This window comes from Alsobacter sp., assembly GCF_059501845.1.
This window is the reverse complement of the sequence record NZ_JCACDK010000018.1, coordinates 1,226,788-1,247,610: the sequence shown is the minus strand read 5'-3', so window position 1 is coordinate 1,247,610 and position 20,823 is coordinate 1,226,788. Positions and strand designations below refer to the sequence as shown.

21 protein-coding genes are annotated in these 20,823 nt (G+C 67.9%); 15 read left to right on the top strand and 6 right to left on the bottom strand.

Features of this window, described 5'->3' with window-relative positions:
- Positions 1–325 precede the first annotated feature (325 nt).
- The 5 genes from rsfS (at position 326) to AC5JCN_RS20765 (ending at position 5,755) form a co-directional block, all read left to right on the top strand.
- Positions 326–709, top strand: coding sequence for a ribosome silencing factor (rsfS, locus tag AC5JCN_RS20785; protein WP_495757694.1), 384 nt, complete (start codon positions 326–328; stop codon positions 707–709).
- A 153-nt stretch (positions 710–862) separates the two neighbouring features.
- Entirely contained in the window at positions 863–1,342 is a 480-nt protein-coding gene (gene rlmH / locus AC5JCN_RS20780; RefSeq protein ID WP_495756991.1) for a 23S rRNA (pseudouridine(1915)-N(3))-methyltransferase RlmH, read from the top strand.
- Entirely contained in the window at positions 1,342–2,913 is a 1,572-nt protein-coding gene (locus tag AC5JCN_RS20775) for a murein hydrolase activator EnvC family protein (RefSeq protein ID WP_495756990.1), read from the top strand. The genes rlmH and AC5JCN_RS20775 overlap by 1 nt, the downstream gene beginning before the upstream one ends.
- Positions 2,913–4,238: a S41 family peptidase gene (locus tag AC5JCN_RS20770; protein WP_495757693.1), complete on the top strand. Its 1,326-nt coding sequence runs from the start codon at positions 2,913–2,915 to the stop codon at positions 4,236–4,238. The genes AC5JCN_RS20775 and AC5JCN_RS20770 overlap by 1 nt, the downstream gene beginning before the upstream one ends.
- A 260-nt stretch (positions 4,239–4,498) precedes the next feature.
- Positions 4,499–5,755 (top strand): divergent polysaccharide deacetylase family protein, encoded by a 1,257-nt coding sequence (locus tag AC5JCN_RS20765; RefSeq protein ID WP_495756989.1) that lies wholly within the window; start codon positions 4,499–4,501, stop codon positions 5,753–5,755.
- 144 nt (positions 5,756–5,899) lie between these two features.
- On the opposite strand, the gene AC5JCN_RS20760 is transcribed toward AC5JCN_RS20765, so the two are convergent.
- A complete protein-coding gene (locus AC5JCN_RS20760) occupies positions 5,900–6,187 on the bottom strand; it encodes a GIY-YIG nuclease family protein (protein ID WP_495756988.1) in 288 nt (95 codons plus the stop codon).
- Between the two features lie 247 nt (positions 6,188–6,434).
- Between AC5JCN_RS20760 and AC5JCN_RS20755 the strand changes: the two genes are divergently transcribed.
- Together AC5JCN_RS20755 and AC5JCN_RS20750 are read left to right on the top strand one after the other, a co-directional pair.
- Positions 6,435–7,016: a YqaA family protein gene (locus tag AC5JCN_RS20755; protein WP_495756987.1), complete on the top strand. Its 582-nt coding sequence runs from the start codon at positions 6,435–6,437 to the stop codon at positions 7,014–7,016.
- Positions 7,017–7,026: 10 nt separating this feature from the next.
- Positions 7,027–7,566, top strand: coding sequence for a disulfide bond formation protein B (locus AC5JCN_RS20750; RefSeq protein WP_495756986.1), 540 nt, complete (start codon positions 7,027–7,029; stop codon positions 7,564–7,566).
- Between the two features lie 95 nt (positions 7,567–7,661).
- Here the strand turns inward: AC5JCN_RS20750 and AC5JCN_RS20745 are convergent, their stop codons facing one another.
- The gene (locus tag AC5JCN_RS20745) at positions 7,662–7,850 is read right to left on the bottom strand and encodes a hypothetical protein (protein ID WP_495756985.1); all 189 of its coding nucleotides are present in this window, start codon (positions 7,848–7,850) and stop codon (positions 7,662–7,664) included.
- A gap of 256 nt (positions 7,851–8,106) precedes the next feature.
- Between AC5JCN_RS20745 and AC5JCN_RS20740 the strand changes: the two genes are divergently transcribed.
- From AC5JCN_RS20740 to AC5JCN_RS20705, 8 genes are all read left to right on the top strand, one after another.
- On the top strand, positions 8,107–8,898 hold the full coding sequence (locus AC5JCN_RS20740) for a DeoR/GlpR family DNA-binding transcription regulator (RefSeq protein WP_495756984.1): 792 nt from the start codon (positions 8,107–8,109) through the stop codon (positions 8,896–8,898).
- Positions 8,899–9,015: 117 nt separating this feature from the next.
- Positions 9,016–10,554 (top strand): glycerol-3-phosphate dehydrogenase, encoded by a 1,539-nt coding sequence (glpD, locus tag AC5JCN_RS20735; RefSeq protein ID WP_495756983.1) that lies wholly within the window; start codon positions 9,016–9,018, stop codon positions 10,552–10,554.
- Positions 10,551–11,636 (top strand): ABC transporter ATP-binding protein, encoded by a 1,086-nt coding sequence (locus AC5JCN_RS20730; protein WP_495756982.1) that lies wholly within the window; start codon positions 10,551–10,553, stop codon positions 11,634–11,636. The genes glpD and AC5JCN_RS20730 overlap by 4 nt, the downstream gene beginning before the upstream one ends.
- A gap of 10 nt (positions 11,637–11,646) precedes the next feature.
- Positions 11,647–12,744 carry an ABC transporter ATP-binding protein gene (locus tag AC5JCN_RS20725; protein WP_495756981.1) on the top strand — a complete coding sequence of 366 codons (1,098 nt, stop codon included), beginning with the start codon at positions 11,647–11,649 and terminating at the stop codon, positions 12,742–12,744.
- Positions 12,744–13,634: a carbohydrate ABC transporter permease gene (locus AC5JCN_RS20720; protein ID WP_495757692.1), complete on the top strand. Its 891-nt coding sequence runs from the start codon at positions 12,744–12,746 to the stop codon at positions 13,632–13,634. The genes AC5JCN_RS20725 and AC5JCN_RS20720 overlap by 1 nt, the downstream gene beginning before the upstream one ends.
- Positions 13,634–14,431: a carbohydrate ABC transporter permease gene (locus tag AC5JCN_RS20715; protein WP_495756980.1), complete on the top strand. Its 798-nt coding sequence runs from the start codon at positions 13,634–13,636 to the stop codon at positions 14,429–14,431. The genes AC5JCN_RS20720 and AC5JCN_RS20715 overlap by 1 nt, the downstream gene beginning before the upstream one ends.
- Before the next feature lie 217 nt (positions 14,432–14,648).
- Positions 14,649–14,942, top strand: coding sequence for a DUF2160 domain-containing protein (locus tag AC5JCN_RS20710; RefSeq protein ID WP_495757691.1), 294 nt, complete (start codon positions 14,649–14,651; stop codon positions 14,940–14,942).
- A 137-nt stretch (positions 14,943–15,079) separates the two neighbouring features.
- Entirely contained in the window at positions 15,080–16,777 is a 1,698-nt protein-coding gene (locus AC5JCN_RS20705) for an ABC transporter substrate-binding protein (protein WP_495757690.1), read from the top strand.
- Between the two features lie 120 nt (positions 16,778–16,897).
- On the opposite strand, the gene argB is transcribed toward AC5JCN_RS20705, so the two are convergent.
- The 4 genes from argB to yidC are packed head-to-tail and all read right to left on the bottom strand — an operon-like array spanning position 16,898 to position 20,820.
- The gene (argB, locus tag AC5JCN_RS20700) at positions 16,898–17,788 is read right to left on the bottom strand and encodes an acetylglutamate kinase (protein WP_495756979.1); all 891 of its coding nucleotides are present in this window, start codon (positions 17,786–17,788) and stop codon (positions 16,898–16,900) included.
- 37 nt (positions 17,789–17,825) lie between these two features.
- Positions 17,826–18,218, bottom strand: coding sequence for a DUF423 domain-containing protein (locus tag AC5JCN_RS20695; RefSeq protein ID WP_495756978.1), 393 nt, complete (start codon positions 18,216–18,218; stop codon positions 17,826–17,828).
- Position 18,219: 1 nt separating this feature from the next.
- On the bottom strand, positions 18,220–18,897 hold the full coding sequence (gene yihA, locus AC5JCN_RS20690; protein WP_495756977.1) for a ribosome biogenesis GTP-binding protein YihA/YsxC: 678 nt from the start codon (positions 18,895–18,897) through the stop codon (positions 18,220–18,222).
- 57 nt (positions 18,898–18,954) lie between these two features.
- Positions 18,955–20,820, bottom strand: a complete 1,866-nt coding sequence (gene yidC, locus AC5JCN_RS20685; protein ID WP_495756976.1) for a membrane protein insertase YidC — start codon at positions 20,818–20,820, stop codon at positions 18,955–18,957.
- Between the last annotated feature and the right edge of the window lie 3 nt (positions 20,821–20,823).

Genomic DNA, 20,823 nt, shown 5'->3' with positions numbered 1-20,823 from the left:
GGCTTCTTCCGCGCGGGAGTGGGGTTGCGGCGGGGGCTTCTTCCACGCGTGAGGAGGGTCTTGCGGGCGTTCCGCGGGGGCGGCGGCGCAGGCGCGGAAAAGTCCTGCGGGCGGCATGGAACTTTCGGGCCGGTGCAGCTATATTTCCAGGGTGCGCAGGAGCGCTCCCGGTGTCCGGGGCGCAGGGCGCACGGGCGCCGCGCGGCGCGGGTCTGCGCTGCGGGCGCATGCGAAGAAGGGCTCGACACTGGATACATCCATGCCGCGCGAAGCCGCTGGCGCTTCGCACCCCTCCCCGGCCCATCTGGCGGCCCAGGGCGGGACCATGGCCGGACACGCGGACCCGTCCCCCCGCGCCTCGGGCGATCCGCTCGGCCTCGTCCTCGGCGTCATCGTCGGCGTGCTGGACGACAGCAAGGCGGAAGACACGGTCGTCATCGACCTCAAGGGCAAGACGTCCCTCGCCGACACCATGATCGTGACCTCCGGCCGCTCCAACCGCCATGTCGGCGCCATCGCCGACCACGTCATGGAGTCGCTCAGGGAGCACGGCCACAAGAACCTGCGCGTCGAGGGGCAGCCGCACTGCGACTGGGTGCTGATCGACGCCGGCGACGTGATCGTCCACGTCTTCCGGCCCGAGGTGAGGCACTTCTACAACCTCGAGAAGATCTGGGGCGGCGACAGGCCGACCGAGGCGAGGGCGTAATAGGCCGCAGGGGGGGGTCGCGATCCGGCCGCACGGAGTGCTCGCGGCCGTGAAGTCGCGCGCTGGCCGGGGCGTCGTGAGGCCCGCCGCGCCGCGTGTCCGCGGAGCCTTGTCTGTCGACCTCGCGCCCGTCGCCGCCGCGGATCCTGCCCCATGCGCCTCATCCTCCTCGCCGTCGGACGTCTGAAGGACGGGCCGGAGCGCGAGCTGGTGGGGCGCTATGCCGAGCGCGCGCGCGCCGCGGGGCGCAGCCTGGGCTTCTCCGGGCCGGACCTCGCCGAATGCGCCGAGAGCCGCGCCGCCCGGCCCGCCGACCGCAAGGCGGAGGAGGCGCGCGTCCTGATGGAGAAGGCCGGGGACGCCGCGCTGGTCGTGATGGACGAAGGCGGCGCCATGCTGGACAGCGCGGGCTTTGCCACCCTGCTGGCGCAGCGCCGCGACGCCGGCCAGAAGGCGCTGGCGCTCGTCATCGGCGGGGCCGACGGGCTCGATCCCGGCCTCGTGGCCGCGGCGCAGGCGCGCATCGCCTTCGGGCGGATGACGCTGCCGCACCAGATCGTGCGGGCCCTGGCGGCGGAACAGCTCTATCGCGCCATGACAATCCTCTCCGGCCACCCCTATCATCGCGCGTGATGCGCGCAGCGATTCACCCTCCGATTGCCAAACGCCGCGCCGCCCTCCTCGCCGGGGCGGCGGCGGCGGCGCTCGGGCTGGCGCTGGCCGGTGTGCCGGCCGGGGCGCAGGCGCCCCCGCCTCTGCCGCCCAAGCCGCCGCCGGGCATGCAGATCAACGATCCCGGTTCGGCCCAGGCCCAGGCCCCCGCTTCGCAGGCGCAGCCGGCTGCTCCGGCGGCCGCCGATGCCCCCGCGGCGGCGCCTTCACCGGCGGCCGAGGCCGCCGTGCCCGCCGCACCTGCGCCGCCCGCGGGCCCGCCGCCGGAGGTGGAGGCCAAGCGGCAGGAGCGCGCGACGCGGGCGCTGGAGCTGGAGGCGACGCGCAAGATCCTCGAGCAGAGCGACGCGGAGAAGGCGCGCCGCCAGGCCGAGGTGGAGGATGTGCGCAGCGACAGGGCGCGGCTTTCGCAGGCGCTGATCGAGACGACGTCGCGGCTGCGCGCCACCGAGGAGCGCATTACCGGCATCGAGCAGCGCCTGGCGACGCTGTCGCAGACGGAAGAGGCGATCACCGCGTCGCTGCGGGCGCGGCGCGACGTCATCGTCGAGGTGCTGGCGGCGCTGCAGCGCATGGGCCGCAGCCCGCCGCCGGCCGTGCTGGTGCGCCCGGAGGACATGCTGGAGGCGGTGCGGGCGTCCATGCTGCTCGGCGCCGTGCTGCCGGAACTGCGCACCGAGACGGAGGCCCTGGCGGGCGACCTGTCCGAGATGGTGCGCCTGCGCTCGGCGGCGGCGAACGAGCGCGACGCACTGTCGCGCGACGTCACGGCGCTGGTGGAAGACCGCACCCGCCTCTCCGCCCTGGTCGAGGCGCGCCAGCGCGACCTCGCGGGCGCCGAGGCGAGGGCGCAGGAGGAGGCGGCGCGGGCCCAGGAGCTCGCGGGCAAGGCTGCAGGCCTCAAGGACCTGATCGGACGGCTGGAGACGGAGATCGACAGCGGCGTGCGGGCGGCCGAGGAAGCGCGCAACGCCTCGCAGCGGCTGGAGGAACAGGCAAAGGCCGCCAAGGAGAACGAGGTGCGCGAGACGCGGGAGCGAATCGCCTCGCTCGCTTTCAAGGATCCCGCCCGGCTGGCGCCAAAGGCGGCGTTCCAGGACATGCGCGGCCTGCTGCCCCTGCCCGTCGCCGGTACGCTGCTGAAGGGCTTCAACAGCCCCGACGCCGCCGGGGGCACGCTGAAGGGCGCCGCCTGGGGCACGCGGCCCGACGCCATCGTTTCGGCGCCTTGTGATGGTTGGGTCGCGTTCGCTGGACCTTTTCGTACCTATGGTCAACTCTTGATCATCAACGCCGGCGGCGGATACTATCTCTTGTTGGCGGGCATGGAGCGGATCAACGTGGGCCTGGGCCAGTTCGTTCTGGCGGGAGAGCCGGTCGCGGTGATGGGCGAAGCCTCGAAGGCGACAGCCGCCTCGGTGGGGAGCGAAGCGACGCAGCCGGTTCTCTATGTGGAGTTCCGGAAAGACGGGATATCGATCGATCCGTCCCCATGGTGGGCGGCCTCGACGAACGAGAAAGTTCGCGGATGATGCGCAAGGTTTCGATGTTGATGCTCGGCGTGGCGCTCGGCGCCGGCGCCGCGACGCTGGCCACGCAGGGCCGCCCGATCCTGACCGGCAGCGCGGTCGCCGCCGCGTCCGACACGTACCGGCAGCTCAACCTGTTCGGCGATGTCTTCGAGAAGATCCGCAGCGACTATGTCGAGAAGCCGGACGACGGCAAGCTGATCGAATCGGCGATCAACGGGATGCTCTCGGGCCTCGACCCGCATTCGAGCTATCTCGACGCCAAGAGCTTCCGCGACATGCAGGTGCAGACGCGCGGCGAGTTCGGCGGCCTCGGCATCGAGGTCACGATGGAGGACGGCAACATCAAGGTCGTCACCCCCATCGACGACACGCCGGCCTCCAAGGCGGGCGTCATGGCCGGTGACATCATCACCCACATCGACGACGAGCCGGTGCAGGGCCTCACCCTGAACCAGGCTGTCGACAAGATGCGCGGCGCAGTGAAGTCGGAGGTCCGGCTGAAGATCGCCCGCAAGGGCGCGGCCGATCCGCTCGAGCTGAAGCTGACGCGCGACGTCATCCGCATCCGCTCGGTGAAGTCGAAGAGCGAGGACGATGTCGGCTACATCCGCGTCACCCAGTTCAACGAGCAGACCTTCGAGGGCCTGAAGGCCGCGATCGACCAGATCAACAAGGACATCCCCAGCGACAAGCTGAAGGGATACGTCGTCGACCTGCGCAACAATCCGGGTGGGCTGCTCGACCAGGCCATCGCGGTGTCCGACGCGCTGCTCGAGCGGGGCGAGATCGTCTCCACCCGCGGCCGCAACGCCGACGAGACGCAGCGCTACAATGCCCGCGGCGGCGACCTCACCAAGGGCAAGCCGGTGATCGTGCTGATCAATGGCGGCTCGGCCTCGGCCTCCGAGATCGTCGCCGGCGCCCTGCAGGACCACAAGCGCGCGACGATCGTGGGCACGCGGTCCTTCGGCAAGGGCTCGGTGCAGACCATCATCCCGCTGGGCAGCAACGGCGCCATCCGCCTCACGACGGCGCGCTACTACACGCCCTCCGGCCGCTCGATCCAGGCCAAGGGCATCGAGCCCGACATCCAGGTCCAGAACGAGGTTCCGGCCGAGCTCAAGGGCAAGGACGAGACCAAGGGCGAGGCGGCCCTGCGCGGGCACCTCAAGAACGGCGACGACGAGCAGGGCGGATCCTCCGCCTATGTGCCGCCGGACCAGAAGGACGACAAGCAGCTGAACTTCGCCTACGACCTCCTGCGCGGGGTGAAGGTGAACGACGCCAGCAAGGTGCAGCCGCAGTCTGGCACCTCGGCCAACTGAGGGCGGGCGCCGGTTTCGGGCGTCCCCCGGTTCCGAACGAACCGGGGGACGCCTTTTTTGTTCGGGGCGCGGGCGCGGCAAGGTGCCCACACGCAAGCGGCCAGAAGGCCCGCGGCCGGTGATGCACCGGACGAGCGACACGAGCGTTGCCGTGAGGCAACAGTCGCGGTTGTGTTTTCTTGTATGATTCGAAACCTGTTTCGCTGCGTTCGGCCGTACCGCCCCGGGCGGCCCTGGCATTGGCAACGCATGAGACGGATGTGACCTCCGGCCACGACGAATTGACCCGACCGCTGGGCCTCGAGCCGCCGGCGCAGAAACGCTGGAGGGTTTCCCTCCCGTGGGCGCAGTTCTTTATCGCCACCGTCGCCGGACTGTTCCTGCTGCTCGCAGGCTTCTTAGCCGTGGTGCGTGACCCGCAGGGTGGCGAGCCCATCGCCATCGCCGTGATCGACCGCACCATCCAGAAGGCGGAGCCGCCGGCAGCCCCGGCCGGGCCGGCGGCGCCGGCCGCACAGGACGAAAGCACGCCGGCGAATGCACTGCCGGGAAGCGGCCATGGCGTGACCGTGCAGGCCGGGCTGCCGCCGAAGACGCCGAACCGGGCCGCTGCGGCCGATGTCGAGCGCGATTCCGGGGTCAAGGTGATTCGCCAGGGCGGGGCCGATTCGCCGGGCGCCCTCGTCATCCAGGTGCCATCGCCCAACGCGCTTGCCCCCGCGCCGGCCGAGAAGCTCGTCGAGCGCTCTCGGCACGGCATCCTGCCGAAGATCGCTGCGGACGGCACGAAGCCCATGCAGGTCTACGCGCGGCCGGCGCCTCCGCCGCTGCCCAAGGTCGCGGGGCGGATCGCGATCGTCGTCGGCGGCGTCGGGTTGAGCCAGGCGACCACGGCGGATGCCATCGTCAAGCTGCCGCCTGCCGTCACCCTCGCCTTCGCACCCTACGGAACGGACCTCGAGCGCCAGGCGGCACGGGCGCGCGAGGACGGCCACGAAATCCTCGTGCAGGTGCCGATGGAGCCGTTCGACTATCCCGATAACGACCCCGGCCCGCATACGCTCGTCACGTCCACGCAATCAAACGAGACGATCGACCGCCTGGCCTGGGTGATGAGCCGGCTGCCCGGCTATGTCGGCGTGATGAACTACATGGGCGGCAAGTTCACCGCCAGCGACGCGGCGCTGACGCCGGTGCTGCGCGAGGTCGGCGGCCGCGGCCTCCTCTATCTCGACGACGGTTCGTCACCGCGCAGCCTCGCGCCGTCGCTCGCCACGTCATTGAAGGTGCCGGCCGCCAAGGCCGACGTGATCGTCGATGCCCAGCCGCGCGGTGCAGCCATCGACGACCAGCTGGCGCGGCTGGAAGCGGTGGCACGCGAGAAGGGCGTCGCCATCGGCTCGGCCAACGCCCTTCCCGTCAGCATCGACCGGATCGCCGCCTGGGCGAAGACGCTGGAAGCCAAGGGCATCCAGCTCGTTCCGCTCACCGCGGCGCTTCCGCCGCTGAAAGAGTGATGCGCTTGGATTCAAAACATCCCGGGACCTCCCAAGGCCTGACCCGTCTTTGCGAGGAGCGAAGCGACGAAGCAATCCAGGCAGGGGCCCAAGCAAGCGAGAGCTCCAAGCGCAGCCCAGTCGTAACAGCACGGAACGTCTCGATCAGATGAGTTCCGAATAAAGATCGCGCCAGTCGGGATTCAATGAGTCGATCATCGCGAGCTTTTTCCAGCGAGACCCGGCCTTGATCTGCTTTTCCCGCAAAATTGCGTCCACGATCTGATCAAAGAATTCGTACCAGACCAGGATCCGGCACCCGTAGCGGGATGTAAACCCTGGCGTGAGTCCTTCCTTGTGCTCGAATACGCGACGCGAAAGGTTGGTGGTCACGCCCGTATAGAGCGTTCCATTCCGTCTATTGGCCATGATGTAAACGGCGGGATTCTTCACTTCCCGAGTTTAACCTTGCCGACGGCAGGCGCCACGCATCAGGAGAACATCTGGTCCTGGAACTGCAACTTGGAATGAACGCCGAAACCCAAGCCCTCGGGATGGCGGATCACTTCCGCAATGAGGACACGGCAAACAGGCCTGGATTGCTTCGCTTTGCTCGCAAAGACGAACGGAGCGGTCCAGCGACCAGGGATCTTCCGCGGCGGGTTTCTTCCGGGCCCGAAATGCTCTAGTGAAACGCGCGATGTTCCAATCGCTCTACCAGTGGACGCTCAGGCTGTCCGAGAGCCCGCGCGCCGCATGGGCGCTCGCGGCCATCGCTTTCGCCGAAAGCTCCGTTTTTCCGATCCCGCCGGACGTGATCCTGGTGCCGATGTCGCTTGCCAAGCCGAAGGCGGCGTGGCGCTACGCGGCGATCTGCACCATCGCCTCCGTCATCGGCGGCATGGTGGGCTACTTCATCGGCTACATGCTCTACGAGACGGTCGGCCAGTGGCTGATCAACCTGTACGGCTACGGCACGAAGATGGACGTGGTGCGCGAAGCCTACGCGAAGTGGGGCGCGCTGTTCATCCTGGTGAAGGGGCTGACCCCGATCCCCTACAAGCTCGTGACCATCGTGTCCGGGCTGCTGGAGTACAATTTCGCCCTGTTCGTCGTGCTGTCTCTGATCACGCGCGGTGCGCGGTTCTTCATCCTGGCGGCCCTGCTGAACCGCTTCGGGGACCAGGCGCGCGCCTTGCTCGACAAGCATTTCGGCCTGTTCATGGTCGCCATCCTGGCCTTCATCGTGCTGGGCTTCTGGCTGGCCGCGAAGATCGCCTGAGGGGGTTCGCATGACCTTTGGCGCCGACGCCCGCAGTCCCGAGGTGCAGGCGACCGGCCTGACGGCGCCAGCAGCCGCTGCCGCCATCGTCGCCGTGGGTGCGGCTGCCACCGTCGGGGCGGCGCTGTTCATGCAATACGCCATGGGCGTGCTGCCGTGCGAGCTCTGCTACAAGGAGCGCTGGCCCTATTACGCCGGCACCGTGCTGGCGCTGGTGGCGCTCGGCGTCGCCCGCTCCCGGCCGAGAAGCGCGCTGACGGTGGCGCTGCTCGCGCTCCTGGCGCTCGTCTTCCTCGCCGGGGCTGTCGTCGGCGGGTACCACGCCGGCGTCGAGTACAAGTGGTGGGCCGGCCCGAGCGACTGCACCGGCCCCGTCGGCGAAGCCGTGGGAATGGACACCTTCCTGAAGCAGCTCGAGACAGTGAAGGTCGTGCGCTGCGACGAGGTGTCGATGCGCATCCTCGGCCTGTCCCTCGCCGCGTGGAACGCCGTCATTTCGGCCGGGCTGGCCGTCGTCGCCGCTGTCGGGGCGATACGCGCACGGGCTTGAGGTCCGGGGCGCCGGCGGCGCCTGACTCTCTCGTCACCCAGCGATGCGGTTCTCAGCCCGCACGCAACGAAGCGTTCCGGCGGGCTCTGGCAGCCTCAGGCTGCGGGGCCGCTGTCTTCCTTCGACGGCTTGATCGTGGACCGCTTCTGCAGTTCGCGGCCGAGTGCGTAGAACTCGTCCCACTCCGCTGTGGACAGGGCGGTGCCGTCGCCGGACGCCTTCGAGGCGAGCGCGTTGCGGCGGGACTGGAGGTCCTCGGTGGCGCGGGCAGTGAGGTCGGTCATGGAGGTCTCCGCAAGGAGGCAATGAAGAGGCCGCGACCCTAGCCGATTTTGCGGCGAAGGGAACGGGCGATCGTGCCGTTCGTGCCTGCGTGCTGTGCAGGGCGCCACGGGGGTGGCGCACTTGATCATTCGATCGAAAGGAGTTTTGAGAAAAACGAAACTCGCATGTGCTTTCGCTTTGGCGCTTGTACTGCACCTGCCGCGGTGCTGCTATCCGCCCGCACCTCCGGCGGTGTGGCGAGGGACGATCCCACCGATGCTCAGCGTCAGGCAGCAGGACATTCTCGGGCTGGCCCGCCAGCAGGGCCGGGTGAACGTCGAGGATCTCGCCATCCGGTTCGAGGTGTCGCCGCAGACCATCCGCAAGGACCTGAACGAGCTCTGCGACCAGCGCGTGCTGTCTCGTGTCCATGGCGGGGCCGTGGTCTCGTCCAGCGTCGAGAACCTCGCCTACGAGGCACGCCGTTTCATCGCCCAGGACGAGAAGCGCGCCATAGGGCGGGCGGCGGCGGCGCTGATCCCGCACAATGCGTCGCTCTTCATCAACATCGGAACCACCACCGAGGAGGTGGCACGGGCGCTTCACAGCCATTCCGGACTGCTGGTCATCACCAATAATCTGCATGTCGCCACCCTTCTCTACCCGCATCCGCGCATCGACGTGATCGTGGCCGGCGGTCCGGTCCGCCGCTCGGACGGTGGCGTGGTGGGGTCTGCGGCGGTCGATCTGATCCGCCAGTTCAAGGTCGACTACGCCGTGATCGGGACCTCGGGGATCGACGAGGACGGCGCCCTGCTCGACTTCGACTACCGTGAGGTGCGGGTGTCGCAGGCCATCATCGAGAATGCGCGCAAGGTGGTGCTGGTCGCAGACAAGGTGAAGTTCGACCGCTCTGCGCCGGTGCGGATCGGCCATCTGCGCGACATCGACATCTTCGTCACCGACCACATCCCCGACGAGCCCCTGCGCGACCTCTGCCGGCAGGAGGGCATCGAAGTGATCGAGACCTCCTCGGAAGGCGCGGCGGAGCACGACACCCATGACTGATCCCGCACGACTTTCGCTTTAGTTTCGTTTGCCGTTGCAAACGCTCCAGGCCTGCGCTAGCGTCCCTGCCACAATGAAGGCGGACCGGTGGCAAACCGCCGCCGCAGGGAGTGAAACGTGGCAGGAGAGACCTTCGACCTCGCCGTGATCGGCGGTGGCGTGAACGGCTGCGGCATCGCGCGCGATGCTGCCGGTCGGGGCGCCCGGGTCGTGCTCTTCGAGCAGGGCGATCTCGCCAGCGCCACCTCCTCCGCCTCCACCAAGCTGATCCATGGCGGCCTGCGCTACCTCGAGCACTACGAGTTCCGGCTGGTGCGCGAGGCGCTGATGGAGCGCGAGGTGATGCTGCGGCTCGCGCCGCACATCGTCTGGCCGCTTCGATTCGTGTTGCCGCACCATCGCGGCCTGCGGCCGTGGTGGATGCTCCGGCTGGGGCTGGTGCTCTACGACAATCTCGGCGGCCGCGACCGGCTTCCCGGAACGTCCACCGTGGACCTGACGCGCGATGCGGCGGGTGAACCTCTGAAGCCGCTCTTCACCCGCGGGTTCGAATATTCCGACTGCTGGGTGGAGGATTCCCGGCTGGTCGTGCTGAACGCCCGCGACGCGGCCGAGCGCGGAGCGGAAGTCCATACGCGAAGCCGCGTCGTGTCCGCCCAGCGCGAGGGCGATGGCTGGGCCGTGACGGCGGAGTGCGCCGGCGGCCACCGCCTCACCGCGAAGGCGAAGGTGCTGGTCAATGCCGCAGGCCCGTGGGTGAGCCAGGTGCTGACGGGCGTGGTGCGGGCCAACACTCCCGCCTCCGTCCGCCTGGTCCAGGGCAGCCACATCGTGGTGCCGAAGCTCTACACGCACGACCGCTGCTACATCTTCCAGAACGCCGACGGGCGCATCATCTTCGCCATCCCCTACGAGCGCGACTTCACCCTGATCGGCACGACCGACCAGGACTACAAGGGTGACCCCGGCGCGGTGCGCGCAACCGAGGGGGAGATCGCCTATCTCTGCGCGGCCGCGAGCGAGTACTTCAAGGCGCCGGTCACGCCGCCGGACGTGGTGTGGTCCTACTCCGGCGTGAGGCCGCTCTACGACGACGGGGCCTCGAAGGCCCAGGAGGCGACGCGCGACTACGTCCTGACGCTCGATGCGCCCGAGGGCGGCGCGGCGATGCTCTCCGTCTTCGGCGGCAAGATCACCACGTATCGCCGCCTCGCCGAGGCCGCGATGGACAAGCTCCAGGGCCATTTGCCCGCCGCCTCGCGTCCTCGCTGGACGGCAACAGCAGCGTTGCCCGGGGGCGATTTCCCCGTCGACGGCTACGAGGCCGAGGTGAGCTCGATTTCGCGCTCCAACCCCTGGCTGGAGCCCGGACTGGCGCGCCGGCTGGTCCGCGCCTACGGCACACGGGCGCAGCGAATCGTTTCCGGGGCACGGTCGATGGCCGGGCTCGGCCGGCGCTTCGGCGCCGACCTGACCGAGCGGGAGGTGGACTACCTCGTGGACCAGGAATGGGCGCGTACGGCAGAAGACATTCTGTGGCGCCGGTCGAAACTCGGGCTGCGCTTCTCGGCCGAGGAGAGCGCGGCGCTCGACAGCCACGTCGCCGCTGTCGCAGGCTCCGCATCGGGATCGGAACGCAAGGGAGCGGCGGAGTGACGCTGGTACTCGACCGCATCGGCAAGGACGTTGGCGCGCAGACGTACATCGACGACGTGTCGCTCACGCTGGAGCCCGGCTCGCTCAACGTTCTCCTGGGCGCCACGCTCGCCGGCAAGACGACGCTGATGCGGCTGATGGCCGGCCTCGACGCTCCCACCCGGGGGCGGCTGATCGACAACGGCAAGGACGTCACGGGCTGGACCGTGCACCGCCGCAATGTCGCGATGGTCTACCAGCAGTTCATCAACTACCCCGCGATGAACGTCTTCGAGAACATCGCCTCGCCGCTGCGCGTGGCAGGGTTGCCCAAGGCGGAAATCGAGAGCCGGGTCAGGAACGCCGCCAAGCTCCTGAAGCTCGAACCCTACATGGATCGCAAGCCCCTGCAGCTCTCCGGCGGCCAGCAGCAGCGCACCGCCATCGCGCGGGCCCTGGTGAAGCGCGCCGACCTCGTGCTGCTCGACGAGCCGCTCGCCAACCTCGACTACAAGCTGCGCGAGGAACTGCGCGAGGAGCTGCCGCGCATCTTCGCCGAATCGGGTGCGATCTTCGTCTATGCGACGACGGAGCCGTCGGAGGCGCTGCTGCTGGGCGGCGCCACCGTCACGCTGTTCGAAGGTCGGGTCACGCAGTTCGGGCCGACCGCGCAGGTCTATCGCCGGCCGCAGGACCTCGTCACGGCGCGCGTCTTTTCCGACCCGCCGCTCAACACCCTGCAGGGAACGAAGGCCGGTGGCCGGGTCACCCTCGCGACCGGGCAGGTGATCCCGGCGCACGGCGCCTTCGCTGGCGTAGCGGACGGCACCTACACGATCGGTTTTCGCGCGCATCACCTCTCGCTCGACCCGGTGCCGGGCGAGTCGATCGCGCTTCCCGCCAGGGTCTCGGTGTCCGAGATCACGGGGTCGGAAAGCTTCGTGCACCTCGACGTCGGGCCGAACCGCTGGGTGGCGCTGGCCCCCGGCGTACGCCGCCTCGATCCCGAGGCCGACATCACCGTCTGGCTCGAGCCGGGCCGCCTCTTCCTCTTCGACGCCGGAGGCCGTCTTGCGGCCGCCGACGCCGCCAAGGCAGCCTGAGGTTCCGGACATGGCCCGCATCACCCTCGACAAGCTCGCCCACTCCTACCGGCCCGACCCGCGTGGCCCGCAGGACTATGCGCTGAAGGAGGTCGACCACGTCTGGCGGCAGGGCGGCGCGTATGCGCTGCTCGGCCCTTCCGGATGCGGCAAGACCACGCTGCTCAACATCATCTCCGGCCTCGTGGTGCCGACACGCGGGCGCATCCTGTTCGATGACCGTGACGTCACCCGCCTTCCCACCGAGGCGCGAAACATCGCCCAGGTGTTCCAGTTTCCCGTCGTCTACGACACCATGACGGTGCGCGAGAACCTGGCCTTCCCGCTCAAGAACCGCGGCGTCGACGGCACCGAGGTGCGCCGCCGCGTGGAGGAGATCGGCGGGCTGCTCGATCTCACCGGCGTGCTCGACCGGAAGGCCTCGAACCTCACCGCCGACGCCAAGCAGAAGATCTCGCTGGGGCGCGGCCTGGTGCGCTCCGACGTGTCGGCCATCCTCTTCGACGAGCCGCTGACCGTCATCGACCCGCACCTGAAATGGCAGCTGCGCTCGACGCTGAAGGAGATCCACCGGAAGCTCGACGTCACCATGATCTACGTGACGCACGACCAGACGGAGGCGCTGACCTTCGCCGACACGGTCGTGGTGATGCATGACGGGGCGGTGGTGCAGACCGGCACGCCGGACGAACTCTTCGAGCGCCCGGCGCACACCTTCGTCGGCCATTTCATCGGCTCGCCCGGCATGAACGTGCTGCCCTGCACTGTGGAGGGGCGCACGGCGCATCTCGCCGGCCATGACGTCGCGCTGACCGCTGGATATCCGGGCCTGCCCAAGGGCGAGCGGCTGGAGCTCGGCGTGCGGCCGGAGTTCGTACACCTCGAGCCGGCCGGCTCGCCAGGCAGCCTGCCCGTGAAGATCAGGCGGATCGACGACATCGGCCGTGCCCGCATCGCCCGCGTCGAACTCGCCGGGCACCCCCTCTCGGCCAGCGTGCCCGAGGAGCTTTCCGTGACGGGAGACGAGGCCGCGGTGCGGCTCGATCCCGCGCGCATCCACATCTATGCCGGTGGCCGGCTCGTCCCGGGCGAGAGGATCTCACCATGATGGCAAAGCCGGTCAACCAGCGCGCCTGGCTGATGGTCCTGCCGGTCCTGGCGATCGTCGCCTTTTCGGCCGTGATCCCGCTGATGACGGTGGTCAATTACTCTGTCCAGGACACGTTCGGGAACAACCAGTTCTTCTGGAACGGCGTCGGCTGGTACATCGAGCTCCTCGATCCCTCGACCGAGCTCGGCGGGCGCTTCTATGCCTCGCTTCTGCGCAACCTGATCTTCTCCATGATCATCCTCGCCATCGAGATCCCGCTCGGCATCGTCGTGGCGCTGTCGATGCCGCGCGAGGGATGGCGGGTGGCCGCGACGCTCGTGCTGATGGCGCTGCCGCTTCTCATTCCGTGGAACGTGGTCGGCACGATCTGGCAGATCTTCGCACGGCAGGACATCGGCCTGCTCGGCGCGGCGGTGAACGCGATTGGCATCGACTACAACTACGTCTCGAACCCGCTGGCAGCGTGGATCACCATCATCGTCATGGATGTCTGGCACTGGACGTCGCTGGTGGCTCTGCTCTGCTATGCCGGCCTGAAATCCATCCCCGACGCCTACTACCAGGCCGCACGCATCGACGGTGCGTCGGGCTGGGCCGTGTTCCGCACCATCCAGCTGCCCAAGATGAAGCGGGTTCTGCTGATCGCCGTGCTGCTGCGGTTCATGGACAGCTTCATGATCTATACCGAGCCCTTCGTCGTGACCGGCGGCGGGCCCGGCAACAGCACCACCTTCCTGTCCATCGAGCTCGTGAAGCTGGCGCTGGGCCAGTTCGACCTCGGCAAGGCTGCGGCGCTCTCGATCGTCTACAACCTGATCATCCTGGCGCTGTGCTGGGTGTTCTACACGGTCATGACGTCGGGCGACGAGAAGGAAGGGGTGGCGTAATGCGCGGCGGCCGTTTCATCATCTCCGCCTACCTCGTGTTCCTGCTGGTGCCGATCTACTGGCTCGTGAACATGAGCTTCAAGACGAACACCGAGATCACGACGGCGCTGACGCTCTTCCCCCGCTCGTTGACGTTCGACAACTACGCAAAGATCTTCACGGATCCCAGCTGGTACATGGGCTACGTGAACTCGATCGAGTACGTCGCGCTGAACACGATCCTGTCGATCTCGTTCGCACTTCCGGCCGCCTACGCCTTCTCCCGCTACCGCTTCATCGGCGACAAGCATTTCTTCTTCTGGCTGCTGTCGAACCGCATGGCGCCGCCGGCAGTGTTCGCGCTGCCGTTCTTCAATCTCTATTCGGCGATCGGGCTCTTCGACACGCCCTGGGCCGTGGCGCTGGCGCACTGCCTGTTCAACGTGCCGCTCGCGGTGTGGATCCTGGAAGGGTTCATGTCCGGGGTGCCACGCGAGATCGACGAGACGGCGGCGATCGACGGCTACTCCTTCCCGCGCTTCTTCGTGAAGATCTTCATGCCGCTGATCGCGAGCGGCATCGGCGTCGCCGCCTTCTTCTGCTTCATGTTCTCCTGGGTGGAACTGCTGCTCGCCCGGACGCTGACGGCCACCAACGCCAAGCCGATTTCGGCCATCATGACCCGCACGGTTTCCGCTGCCGGCATGGACTGGGGCGTGCTCGCCGCCGCCGGCGTGCTGACGCTGATCCCCGGCGCGCTGGTGATCTGGTTCGTCCGCAACTACATCGCCAAGGGCTTCGCCCTGGGGAGGGTGTGATGAAGAGGCTTGCTCGGACCCACATGTCATCCCCGGTGGCCCCGAGGGCCGGGAATGCGATCCAGGCCTGTGTGCCTGTTGGCCCCTGGATCCCCTTCCCCTCCGCCGCCACGCGGCTCCGGCCGGGGATGACAAGCGGGGCATCGATGGAGCGCGGGTCTTCAGACCCGCATGCCGCAGCGCCGCGGCCAGGCTCGGTCCAGGCGGAGGCCGCGTGATGGAGGGTGGTGGCTTCGACATCTCCTGGATGGCGTGGACGTGGCAGACCGGCCTGTTCTTCGCCGGCATCGCCAGCGTGCTTCTCGTCATGATCGGCCTTGCCGTCGGGCGTCCCGAGACGCCACGGCAGGGCGTGCTGACCATCTCTACGACGCGTGGCGACAGGCTCTTCATTTCCCTGCTTGGCGCAGCGTTCATTCATCTCGCATGGCTCGGGCTCGTCGGTCCCGATCTATGGTGGGCGTCCGGCCTCTCGCTCCTCTTCGCCGCTGCGGTGTTCCGCTGGGTGTGAGGAGAAGGCCCAACAACAAGAAGCGATCGGCCTCTTCAATGGCCGGCCAGACAAACCGTCAACTATCTGGAGGAAACCCAATGCGACACAGTTTTCGGACATTGACCCTGGCGGCCGGTGCCAGCGCGATCGCGCTGATGCTCGCTTCCGCGGCGGCCTCGGCCGGCACGGCGGAGGCGCAGAAGTGGCTCGACGAGTTCCAGCCTTCGACGCTCTCCAAGGAAGAGCAGATGAAGGAGCTCGAGTGGTTCATCAAGGCCGCCGAGCCGTTCAAGGGTATGGAGATCAACGTCGTCTCCGAGACGATCGCCACGCACGAGTACGAGTCCAAGACGCTCGCCAAGGCGTTCAGCGAGATCACCGGCATCAAGCTGACGCACGACATCATCCAGGAAGGTGACGTCGTCGAGAAGATCCAGACCCAGATGCAGTCTGGCAAGAACATCTATGACGGCTGGATCAACGACTCCGACCTGATCGGCACCCATTTCCGCTACAAGCAGGCCGTGCCGCTCTCCGACTGGATGGCCGGCGAAGGCAAGGACGTCACCCTGCCGACGCTCGACGTCGACGACTTCATCGGCAAGTCCTTCACCACCGCTCCCGATGGCAAGCTCTACCAGCTTCCTGTCCAGCAGTTCGCGAACCTCTACTGGTTCCGCTATGACTGGTTCCAGAAGCCGGAGCTCAAGGAGAAGTTCAAGGCCAAGTACGGCTACGACCTCGGCGTGCCGGTGAACTGGTCGGCCTATGAGGACATTGCCGAGTTCTTCACCAACGACGTGAAGGAGATCGACGGCGTCAAGGTCTATGGCAACATGGACTACGGCAAGAAGGATCCGTCACTCGGCTGGCGCTTCACCGACGCGTGGCTGTCCATGGCCGGCAACGGCGACAAGGGCATCCCGAACGGCCTGCCCGTCGACGAGTGGGGCATCCGCATGGAAGGCTGCCGCCCGGTCGGCTCGACGGTCGAGCGCGGTGGCGACACCAACGGCCCCGCCGCCGTCTACGCCATCACCAAGTACATCGAGTGGCTGAAGAAGTACGCCCCGCCGCAGGCACAGGGCATGACCTTCGGCGAGGCCGGTCCGGTCCCCGCCCAGGGCAACATCGCCCAGCAGATGTTCTGGTACACCGCCTTCACCGCCGACATGGTCAAGCCCGGCCTTCCGGTAATGAATGCGGACGGTACGCCGAAGTGGCGCATGGCCCCCTCGCCGAAGGGTGCCTATTGGAAGGACGGCATGAAGCTCGGCTACCAGGACGCCGGCTCCGCCACGCTGCTGAAGTCGACCCCGGTCGACCGCCGCAAGGCGGCTTGGCTCTACCTGCAGTTCATCGTGTCCAAGACGGTGAGCCTGAAGAAGAGCCATGTCGGTCTCACCTTCATCCGCGAGAGCGACATCTGGGACAAGAGCTTCACGGCGCGCGCGCCCCAGCTCGGCGGCCTGATCGAGTTCTACCGTTCGCCGGCGCGCGTGCAGTGGACCCCGACCGGCAACAACGTCCCCGACTACCCGAAGCTCGCGCAGCTCTGGTGGCAGAACATCGGTGACGCCTCTTCGGGCGCCAAGACCCCGCAAGCGGCAATGGACGCACTCGCCAACGCCCAGGAAGCGGTGATGGAGCGTCTGGAGAAGGCCGGCGTGCAGGGCGACTGCGGTCCCAAGATGAACGCGAAGCACCCGATGGAGTACTGGGTCGAGCAGGCCAAGAAGAACGGCACGATCGCACCCCAGCCCAAGCTGGCCAACGAGAAGCCGAAGGGCGAGACGGTCGACTACGACACGCTCATCAAGAGCTGGCCGGCAACCCCGCCCAAGAAGGGCTGATCAGGCCTCGACGACATGGGACGGGCGGCTTCGGCCGCCCGTTTTCTTTTGGACCGCGGGCCTCCGGCCCGCTTTGCAGAGCCTTCGAAAAAAGCGCGCCGGGAGGCGCGCGGTCCAGGCCTACCGCGTAATCAGCGTGCCCGCGCCGTGGTCGGTCAGGAGTTCCAGCAGGACCGCGTGCGGCACCTTGCCGTCGAGGATGACGACCCCCTCCACGCCCTGCTCTAGCGCGTAGATGCAGGTCTCGACCTTGGGGATCATGCCGCCGGTGATGGTGCCGTCGGCGATGAGGCGGCGGCACTGGTCCACGGTGAGCTCGGGCATGAGCTTCTTGTCGGCGTCGAGCACGCCGGGGACGTCGGTGAGCAGCAGCAGGCGCTTGGCTTTCAGCGAGCCCGCCACCGCGCCGGCGAAGGTGTCGGCGTTGACGTTGTAGGTCTGGCCGTCCGAGCCATTGGCGACCGGCGCGAGCACCGGGATCACCTCGCGGCCGAGCAATGCTTCCAGCACCGCCTTGTCCACCCGCTCGGGCTCGCCGACGAAGCCGAGGTCGACGATGCGCTCGACATTGCTGTCGGGGTCCATCACGGCGCGGGTCACCTTGCGGGCGGTGACCATGTTGCCGTCCTTGCCGCACAGGCCGATGGCGCGGCCGCCCTCGCCGTTGATGAAGCCCACGATCTGCTTGTTGATGAGCCCGCACAGCACCATCTCGACCACCTCGACGGTGGCCTTGTCGGTGATGCGCAGACCGGCCGCGAACTCGCTCTTGATGCCGAGCTTGGTCAGCATGGCGCCGATCTGCGGGCCGCCGCCATGCACCACCACGGGGTTCACGCCGGACTGCTCGAGCAGGACCATGTCGCGGGCGAAATCGCGGGCGACCTGCTCGTTGCCCATGGCGTGGCCGCCATACTTCACCACCACCGTCGCCTCGTCGTAGCGCAGCATGTGGGGCAGCGCCTGCACGAGAACCTGGGCCTGCAGGTGCGGATCGTTCGCGTCGGTCATGGTGTGGTCCCGGCGTGGGTGATGGGCGGCGAACCGTCTAGCGGATTTGCGTGTCGCTGTCGCGTCTTCGTGGCCCCGCCAGCGCGCCCGCCGCGGCGGCGAGCCAGCCGGCGATCATGAGCATCCCGCCCGCAGGCGCGGCCATGGGCACGGGGCGCAGGTCCGCCAGCGCGTGCAGGGCGAGGCTGCCGGAGAAGAGGAACACGCCGGCGCCGATGAGCAGGGCAGAGAGGCCGAGGAGGCGCGAGGCGAAACGGTCCGTCACCAGCGCGAGGCCCAGCAGCGCCGCGGCGTGCACGAGCAGCATCAGCGAGGCGGGGCCGAGCAGCGCTTCCCCCATGTGGGACGCCGCGGCAGCCAGGCCGACACCGGCCGCTCCGTAGAGCCCGGCCACGCCGAGGCAGAGCCGCGGGGCCATGCCCAAGCGCATGTCAGGCGCCGCGCTCGGCGAGCAGGCGGGCGATGGCGGAGCGCAGTTCCGGGATGCCCTCGCCGGTGCGGCTCGACGTGACCGCCACCTCCGGATAGGCGGCGGGGCGCTTCGCCAGCGCGGCGAGCGTCTCCGCCGCGCGCGCCTCGGCCTGGCCTTTCTTCAGCTCGTCCGTCTTGGTGAGGACGACCTGGTACGAGACGGCCGACTTGTCGAGCGTGTCGAAGACGGCGCCGTCGATGGGCTTCAGCCCGTGCCGGCTGTCGATCAGCACGAAGACGCGGGCGAGGCTGGCACGGCCGCGCAGATAGTCGTGGATGAGGTCCGTCCACGCCGTCACGCGGGTCTTGCTGACCGCGGCATAGCCGTAGCCGGGCATGTCGACGAGGCTGAAGCGGCCGTTCACGTCGAAGAAGTTGAGCTGCTGGGTGCGGCCCGGCGTGTGCGAGGTGCGCGCCAGCGTCTTGCGCCCGGTGAGCGCGTTGACGAGGCTCGACTTGCCGACGTTCGAGCGGCCGGCGAAGGCGATCTCGACCGGACCCATCGGCGGCAGCGCCTTCAGGCTGTCGGCAGCCCAGATGAACTGGCTCTCGCCCGCGAACAGCTTTCGGCCGGCCTCGGTCCAGTCGGGCTCGTCACCCGCCACGGCGGCGTTGTCGGAAGGCGTGGCCTCGCTCATGTCGCACCCCGGGCAGCGGCCAGGCTCCTCGAGCAGGGCCACCCCGTTGTTTCCGGCTCAGGCCGGCTTGCCGGCCTTGCCGCCCGGCTTGGCCGGTGGCGCCGTATCGGCCCCCTTGGCGCCCGGCTTGCGCAGGCTCCTGAGATTGTCCCACAGCTCCACCTTCACGCCCTGGCGCTTCATGATCGCATATTGCTGCAGCACCGAGAGCGTGTTGTTCCACGACCAGTAGATGACGAGGCCGGCCGGGAACGACGCGAGCAAATAGGTGAAGAACACCGGCATCCAGGTGAACATCGTCTTCTGAACGGGGTCCTGCGGCTCCGGGTTCATCTTCATCTGGACGAACATCGTGACGCCCATGATGAGCGGCCAGACGCCGATCATCAGCACGTGCGGCGGCGTCCACGGGATCAGGCCGAAGAGATTGAACACCGACGTCGGGTCGGGGGCCGAGAGGTCCCTGATCCAGCCGAAGAACGGCGCGTGCCGCATCTCGATGGTGACGAACAGCACCTTGTAGAGGGAGAAGAACACCGGGATCTGGATGATCACGGGCAGGCAGCCTGCCACCGGGTTGATCTTCTCCTTCTTGTACAGCTCCATCAGAGCCTGCTGCTGCTTCATCTTGTCGTCGGGGTACTGCTCCTTGAGCGCCGCCATTTGCGGCTGCACGGCCTTCATCTTGGCCATGCTGGTGTAGCTCTTGTTCGCCAGCGGGAAGAACACCGCCTTGACGATGAGCGTGACGATCAGGATGGCGATGCCGAAATTGCCGACGACGCGGTAGATGGCATCGAGCAGCTTGAACATCGGCTGCGTGATGATGCGGAACCAGCCCCAGTCGATCAGCAGGTTCAGCCGGTCGATGCCGAGATTGGTCTGGTAGGCCTCCAGCGTGTGCACCTCCTTGGCGCCGACGAAGACGCGCGAGGTGGTCTCGGCCGTCGCGCCGGGGGCGGCGACGAGCGGCGGCAGGGTGACCGTCGTCTGGTAGGCGGGCATTGCCGTCTGCGGCCCGTTGACCGAGAAAGTCGACTGGAAAGGCGTCTTCTGGTCAGGGATGAACGCCGAGGCCCAGTACTTGTCGGTGATGCCGACCCAGCCGCCGGTGGCGTTGTCGAAGCGCGTGCCGTGCTCGTTGGCCGAGAGTGCCGGCTCCTTGAGGATGTCGGCGTACTTGACTTCCTTCAGGCCGTGCTCGCCGAGCACGCCGATCAGACCTTCGTGCAGGATATAATAGCCCTGCACATGGGGGGTGCCGATGCGGCGGATGAAGCCGTAGGGGGTGAGCGTGACCTCTGCCCCGGTCTTGTTCTCGACCGAATCCGTCGAGGTGATCATGTACCCGTCGTCGATCGCAACCTTGCGCTTGAAGACGAGGCCCTTGCCGTTGTCCCAGGTGAGGGTCACCGGCTCCTGCGCGGTCAGCTTCTGGCGGTCGGCGGTCCACACCGTCTGCGGGCCGGGCATGTCGGCCGCGGAGGTGCCGCCGGCGAGCCAGCCGAGGCGCGCGAAATAGCCGTTGGGACCGGAGGCCGGCGAGAACACGACGATGCGCGGGCTCGAGCGGTCGACCGTCTCGTGGTAGTCCTTCAGCGAGATGTCGTCGATGTCGGCGCCACGCAGCGACATCGAGCCATAGACCTTGTCGTTCTCGATCGCGACGCGCGGGCCCTGCGCCAGCGCGGCATCACGCGTCTCGGCCACTGCGCCGCCATCTGCAGCGGGGACGGCGGGTGTGCCAGGCTGGTCCGGCGCCGCGGCCGGCTTGGCGGGGTCACCCGGCTTTTGGGTCTGCTGGAGCGCGGCCTGCTGCTGGCGCTGTTTCTCCATCTGCGGCATGCCGATGAAGTAGTTCCACCCGAGGAGAACCACGACCGAAAGCGCGATCGCGAGGAGGAGATTCTTATTGTCCTGCATGGC

Bases quoted from the DNA above. Each gene is read 5' to 3' on its own strand.
- AC5JCN_RS20725 (WP_495756981.1), top strand. From the start codon at position 11,647: ATGGCCCGCATCACCCTCGACAAGCTCGCCCACTCCTACCGGCCCGAC.
- AC5JCN_RS20745 (WP_495756985.1), bottom strand. From the start codon at position 7,850: ATGACCGACCTCACTGCCCGCGCCACCGAGGACCTCCAGTCCCGCCGC.
- AC5JCN_RS20755 (WP_495756987.1), top strand. From the start codon at position 6,435: ATGTTCCAATCGCTCTACCAGTGGACGCTCAGGCTGTCCGAGAGCCCG.
- yihA (WP_495756977.1), bottom strand. From the start codon at position 18,897: ATGAGCGAGGCCACGCCTTCCGACAACGCCGCCGTGGCGGGTGACGAG.
- AC5JCN_RS20770 (WP_495757693.1), top strand. From the start codon at position 2,913: ATGCGCAAGGTTTCGATGTTGATGCTCGGCGTGGCGCTCGGCGCCGGC.
- yidC (WP_495756976.1), bottom strand. From the start codon at position 20,820: ATGCAGGACAATAAGAATCTCCTCCTCGCGATCGCGCTTTCGGTCGTG.
- AC5JCN_RS20695 (WP_495756978.1), bottom strand. From the start codon at position 18,218: ATGCGCTTGGGCATGGCCCCGCGGCTCTGCCTCGGCGTGGCCGGGCTC.
- argB (WP_495756979.1), bottom strand. From the start codon at position 17,788: ATGACCGACGCGAACGATCCGCACCTGCAGGCCCAGGTTCTCGTGCAG.
- AC5JCN_RS20720 (WP_495757692.1), top strand. From the start codon at position 12,744: ATGGCAAAGCCGGTCAACCAGCGCGCCTGGCTGATGGTCCTGCCGGTC.
- AC5JCN_RS20715 (WP_495756980.1), top strand. From the start codon at position 13,634: ATGCGCGGCGGCCGTTTCATCATCTCCGCCTACCTCGTGTTCCTGCTG.
- rlmH (WP_495756991.1), top strand. From the start codon at position 863: ATGCGCCTCATCCTCCTCGCCGTCGGACGTCTGAAGGACGGGCCGGAG.
- AC5JCN_RS20705 (WP_495757690.1), top strand. From the start codon at position 15,080: ATGCTCGCTTCCGCGGCGGCCTCGGCCGGCACGGCGGAGGCGCAGAAG.
- AC5JCN_RS20750 (WP_495756986.1), top strand. From the start codon at position 7,027: ATGACCTTTGGCGCCGACGCCCGCAGTCCCGAGGTGCAGGCGACCGGC.
- AC5JCN_RS20775 (WP_495756990.1), top strand. From the start codon at position 1,342: ATGCGCGCAGCGATTCACCCTCCGATTGCCAAACGCCGCGCCGCCCTC.
- AC5JCN_RS20710 (WP_495757691.1), top strand. From the start codon at position 14,649: ATGGAGGGTGGTGGCTTCGACATCTCCTGGATGGCGTGGACGTGGCAG.
- rsfS (WP_495757694.1), top strand. From the start codon at position 326: ATGGCCGGACACGCGGACCCGTCCCCCCGCGCCTCGGGCGATCCGCTC.
- AC5JCN_RS20740 (WP_495756984.1), top strand. From the start codon at position 8,107: ATGCTCAGCGTCAGGCAGCAGGACATTCTCGGGCTGGCCCGCCAGCAG.